We start from the raw sequence: 5,043 nt of genomic DNA on the forward strand, positions 1-5,043 counted from the left end.
TGGGATGCGGGGACAGGATTTGAACCTGTGACCTTCAGGTTATGAGCCTGACGAGCTACCGGGCTGCTCCACCCCGCGGTGGGTGTGTGTGTGTGTTCCGTTCGTGGGGAGACAACTCAAAAGGAAGGTCCGGTCTGGTGGCCTGGCGGCGACCTACTCTCCCGCGCCTTGAGGCGAAGTACCATGGGCGCTGGGGTGTTTCACGTCCGAGTTCGGGATGGGATCGGGTGTATCAACCCCGCGATGGCCACCAGGCCACCAGGCCGGATCTTCCTTTTGGGTGTTTTGAACGGATGGTTCTGATTTGGCGATTTTGAGTGTTGTGAGTGCGGATTGGTGCTGCGTGCGGTGTCTGTATTGCTACAGACAGCGATGGGAGAGATGAGATCGTTTGGGCTATTAGGACCGCTTAGCTGAGCCTGTTACCAGGCGTATACATGCGGCCTATCGACGTGGTGGTCTTCCACGGCCCTTGGGGAGACCTCGTTTAGAGGCTGGTTTCCCGCTTAGATGCCTTCAGCGGTTATCCGTTCCGTACTTAGCTACCCAGCGATGCTCCTGGCGGAACAACTGGTGCACCAGAGGTACGTCCATCCCGGTCCTCTCGTACTAGGGACAGATCCTCGCAAGTCTCCAACACCCATGGCAGATAGGGACCGAACTGTCTCACGACGTTCTAAACCCAGCTCACGTACCGCTTTAATCGGCGAACAGCCGAACCCTTGGGACCTGCTCCAGCCCCGGGATGCGATGAGCCGACATCGAGGTGCCAAACCTCCCCGTCGATGTGGACTCTTGGGGGAGATCAGCCTGTTATCCCTAGAGTACCTTTTATCCGTTGAGCGATGGCCCTTCCACGCGGGACCACCGGATCACTAAGGCCGACTTTCGTCTCTGTTCGCGCTGTCGCGCTCACAGTCAGGCGGGCTTATGCCTTTGCACTCAACAGCCGATGTCCGACCGGCTTGAGCCCACCATCGCGCGCCTCCGTTACCATTTGGGAGGCGACCGCCCCAGTCAAACTGCCCGCCACGCAGGGTCCTGGCCCAGGGTAACTGGGCTCAGTTAGATGCCAGAAAGGCGCAGGGTGGTATTTCAAGGATGGCTCCGCCGAAGCTGGCGCCTCGGTTTCATAGCCTCCCACCTATCCTACACAGCCCCTTCCTGGCACCACTGCGAAGTTGCAGTAAAGGTTCATAGGGTCTTTCCGTCTGACCACGGGTACCCCGCATCTTCACGGGGAATTCAATTTCGCTGAGCCCATGCTGGAGACAGTGGGGAGGTCGTTACGCCATTCGTGCAGGTCGGAACTTACCCGACAAGGAATTTCGCTACCTTAGGACCGTTATAGTTACGGCCGCCGTTTACCGGGGCTTCAATTCGGTGCTTGCACACCTCCTCTTAACCTTCCGGCACCGGGCAGGCGTCAGACCCTATACGTCATCTCTCGATTTCGCAGAGCCCTGTGTTTTTACTAAACAGTCGCCACCCCCTGGTCTGTGCCACCCACCGCTGGTTGCCCAATGGTGGGTCTCGCTTATCCCGAAGTTACGCGAGTAATTTGCCTAGTTCCTTCAGCATGGTTCTCTCAAGCGCCTCGGTATACTCAACCAGTCCACCTGTGTCGGTTTCGGGTACGGTCTATATGTCAGAGCTATTTCCTGGAGTGATCTGGCGGCCTGCCCAATCCGATAAGGGCAGACAACGTTTCACACTCGTCACTTCTGACAGGCCCAGGAATATTCACCTGGTTTCCATCGGCTACGGCTGTCGCCCTCGCCTTAGGAGCCGGCTCACCCTGCGCGGATTGGCCTTGCGCAGGAACCCTTGGACTTTCGGCGAGAGGGGTTCTCACCCTCTTTGTCGCTACTCATGTCCGCATTCGCACTTCCGATACCTCCAGGAGCCCTCACGGGTCTCCCTTCGCAGGCTTACGGAACGCTCCGCTACCGCGCTCTTACGAGCACCCACAGCTTCGGCACGTGGCTTGAGCCCCGTTACATTTTCGCCGCAAGACAGCTATTAGACCAGTGAGCTATTACGCTTTCTTTAAAGGATGGCTGCTTCTAAGCCAACCTCCTGGTTGTTTTGGCCGTCTCACATGCTTTCCCACTTAGCCACGATTTGGGGGCCTTAGCTGGTGGTCTGGGCTGTTTCCCTCTCGACAATGGACCTTAGCACCCACTGTCTGTCTGCCAGGTAGCACTCACCGGCATTCGGAGTTCGGTAGGGTTTGGTAGGACTTTGGGTCCCCCTAGCCCTTCCGGTGCTCTACCTCCGGCGGTGTTCGCCTGACGATCTACCTCAATAGATTTCGCGGAGAACCAGCTATTTCCGAGTTTGATTGGCCTTTCACCCCTAGCCACAGCTCATCCCCGACTTTTTCAACAGGCGTGGGTTCGGCCCTCCAGTAGGTGTTACCCCACCTTCAGCCTGGCCATGGCTAGATCACTCGGTTTCGGGTCTTCTGCCTGCAACTCGGCGCCCTGTTCGGACTCGCTTTCGCTGCGCCTACACCTAACGGCTTAAGCTTGCTGCAAACAGAAACTCGCGGACCCATTATACAAAAGGTACGCCGTCACCCCTCGAGGGGGCTCCGACTGCTTGTAGGCGTTCGGTTTCAGGTCTCTTTCACTCCCCTTGTCGGGGTGCTTTTCACCTTTCCCTCACGGTACTAGTGCACTATCGGTCACCAAGGAGTATTTAGGCTTGGAGGGTGGTCCCCCCATGTTCAGACAGGGTTTCACGTGCCCCGCCCTACTCAAGGATCTTTGCAAGTCTTTCGCCTACGGGGCTATCACCCACTATGGCCAGACTTTCCAGACTGTTCGACTGAACTTGCAAAGACCACTGGCCTGGTCCCCTTTCGCTCGCCACTACTCGGGGAATCTCTGTTGATGTCTTTTCCTCCGGCTACTGAGATGTTTCAGTTCACCGGGTTCGCCTCCGACACCTATGTATTCAGTGCCGGATCTCCCTAGGGAGGGGTTGCCCCATTCGGACATCCGCGGATCAACGATCGCTCGCATCTCCCCGCGGCTTATCGCAGCGTGCCACGTCCTTCATCGCCTCTTGGTGCCAAGGCATCCACTGAACGCCCTTCTCATACTCATCTCGTCACCGCCCGCACGCAGGACCAAGCCGCACCCGAGGGTTCGTCTTGTTCTGTCGTGTCCAACGGACAGCAACGCAACACCGAGACACTCACTCCTGACAAGGAAGTCAGCCTTGCCAGGCACTCGATATCACCAAATCAGATTCACTTGTAAAACAGCGTGGATCACCCCGATGATCGCTCATCGTGATGGGGTTTTCCGGAAGTCTATCCTGACCTGGAGGCGATCGGATTCGAACCGACGACCCCCTGCTTGCAAAGCAGGCGCTCTCCCGCTGAGCTACGCCCCCACGGGATGACCAGACCAGCTGTCAGAGCTGGCCCGTATGGGCCAGGGAGGACTTGAACCTCCGACCCCACGCTTATCAAGCGTGTGCTCTAACCAACTGAGCTACTGGCCCAAACCAAGCAATCCGCTTCGCCAAGCCGCGGCTTTCGCCGCAGGGGAAGGATGCGCGGCCGGCGCTCCATGCTGACGCATGGGACGCGGCCGGATGTGACCTTGGATCAAGTATTGGCGCTTGGTCCTGGCATCCGCCAGAACCGGAGTTCTTCAGGCTATGTTCGGAGCTTCGCAACCGGAGAGGAGACCTCTCCACCTCGCGATGCTTCCTTGAAAGGAGGTGATCCAGCCGCAGGTTCCCCTACGGCTACCTTGTTACGACTTCACCCCAGTCACTGACCCTACCGTGGCAGGCTAGCTCCTTGCGGTTACCGCACCTGCTTAAGGTAGAACCAACTCCCATGGTGTGACGGGCGGTGTGTACAAGGCCCGGGAACGTATTCACCGCGGCGTGCTGATCCGCGATTACTAGCGATTCCACCTTCACGCAGCCGAGTTGCAGGCTGCGATCTGAACTGAGACGGCTTTTTGGGATCGGCTCGACATCGCTGCCTGGCTTCCCATTGTCACCGCCATTGTAGCACGTGTGTAGCCCAGCCCATAAGGGCCATGAGGACTTGACGTCATCCCCACCTTCCTCCGGCTTGTCACCGGCAGTTCCTCTAGAGTGCCCACCCAAACGTGCTGGCAACTAAAGGCGAGGGTTGCGCTCGTTGCGGGACTTAACCCAACATCTCACGACACGAGCTGACGACAGCCATGCAGCACCTGTGCACCACGTCCCTTGCGGGAAAAGTTCATCTCTGAACCGGTCGTGGCCATGTCAAGGGCTGGTAAGGTTCTGCGCGTTGCTTCGAATTAAACCACATGCTCCACCGCTTGTGCGGGCCCCCGTCAATTCCTTTGAGTTTCAACCTTGCGGCCGTACTCCCCAGGCGGTGCGCTTACCGCGTTAGCTACAACACTGAGGTTCTAGGAACCCCAACATTCAGCGCACATCGTTTACGGCGTGGACTACCAGGGTATCTAATCCTGTTTGCTCCCCACGCTATCGCGCCTCAGCGTCAGAAATGGACCAGGTTGCCGCCTTCGCCACCGGTGTTCTTCCCAATATCTACGAATTTCACCTCTACACTGGGAATTCCACAACCCTCTTCCATCCTCTAGCACTCCAGTCTTAAGCGCAGTCCCCAGGTTGAGCCCAGGGCTTTCACGCCTAACTTGGAGCGCCGCCTACGCGCCCTTTACGCCCAGTAATTCCGAGTAACGCTAGCCCCCTTCGTATTACCGCGGCTGCTGGCACGAAGTTAGCCGGGGCTTCTTCTGCGGGTACCGTCATCATCGTCCCCGCCGAAAGGGCTTTACGATCCGAAGACCTTCTTCACCCACGCGGCATTGCTGGATCAGGCTTGCGCCCATTGTCCAATATTCCCCACTGCTGCCTCCCGTAGGAGTCTGGGCCGTGTCTCAGTCCCAGTGTGGCTGGTCGTCCTCTCAGACCAGCTACCGATCGTCGCCTTGGTAGGCCTTTACCCCACCAACTAGCTAATCGGACGCAGGTTACTCCAAAGGCGCATCGCTGCTT

The 5,043-nt window shown here is 57.9% G+C and carries 3 tRNA genes and 3 rRNA genes; all 6 read right to left on the bottom strand.

Going from position 1 to position 5,043, the window contains the following annotated elements:
* Nucleotides 1–4: 4 nt before the first annotated feature.
* Nucleotides 5–78: transfer RNA gene (locus HMPREF0731_RS13445), tRNA-Met, on the bottom strand.
* Between the two features lie 62 nt (nucleotides 79–140).
* Nucleotides 141–255, bottom strand: a 5S ribosomal RNA gene (gene rrf / locus HMPREF0731_RS13450).
* 123 nt (nucleotides 256–378) lie between these two features.
* Nucleotides 379–3,114: ribosomal RNA gene (locus tag HMPREF0731_RS13455) — 23S ribosomal RNA — on the bottom strand.
* Between the two features lie 219 nt (nucleotides 3,115–3,333).
* Nucleotides 3,334–3,405 (bottom strand) — tRNA-Ala (locus HMPREF0731_RS13460).
* A gap of 37 nt (nucleotides 3,406–3,442) precedes the next feature.
* Nucleotides 3,443–3,516: transfer RNA gene (locus HMPREF0731_RS13465), tRNA-Ile, on the bottom strand.
* 215 nt (nucleotides 3,517–3,731) lie between these two features.
* Nucleotides 3,732–5,043 (bottom strand): 16S ribosomal RNA (locus HMPREF0731_RS13470); the annotation flags it as partial.

Origin of the sequence: Pseudoroseomonas cervicalis ATCC 49957 (genome assembly GCF_000164635.1) — a bacterium.
Taxonomy (GTDB): Bacteria; Pseudomonadota; Alphaproteobacteria; order Acetobacterales; family Acetobacteraceae; genus Pseudoroseomonas; species Pseudoroseomonas cervicalis.